Annotated in this window: 1 protein-coding gene; it reads left to right on the top strand. The window is 49.8% G+C overall.

Annotated elements, in window-relative coordinates:
- On the top strand, positions 1-502 hold a 502-nt coding region (locus WH277_RS00975), incomplete at both ends, for a lactate/malate family dehydrogenase (protein WP_445235292.1).

Consider the following 502-nt stretch of genomic DNA (forward strand, 5'->3'; position numbering starts at 1 on the left):
TCCCTCTATGATATCGCTCCGGTAACTCCCGGTGTAGCGGTTGATTTAAGCCATATCCCTACAGCAGTCAAAATTGAAGGTTTCAGCGGTGAAGATGCTACTCCGGCGCTTAAGGGCGCTGACGTGGTGCTGATTTCTGCTGGTGTTGCACGTAAACCAGGTATGGATCGTTCAGATCTTTTCAACGTAAATGCCGGTATTGTGCGTAATCTGATTGAGCAGGTCGCCTCCACCAGCCCAAAAGCACTGATTGGTATCATTACCAACCCGGTCAATACCACGGTGGCTATTGCTGCTGAAGTGCTGAAGAAAGCAGGTGTTTACGACAAAAATAAACTTTTTGGCATCACAACCCTGGATATCATTCGTGCCAACACGTTTGTTGCTGCTCTGAAAGGCAAGAAGCCTGAAGAACTCAATGTGCCAGTGATCGGTGGGCACTCTGGCGTGACCATCCTGCCATTGCTGTCGCAGATCCCTGGCGTGACATTTACCGAGCAGG

Source organism: Erwinia sp. MYb416, assembly GCF_037479575.1.
Taxonomy (GTDB): Bacteria; Pseudomonadota; Gammaproteobacteria; order Enterobacterales; family Enterobacteriaceae; genus Erwinia; species Erwinia rhapontici.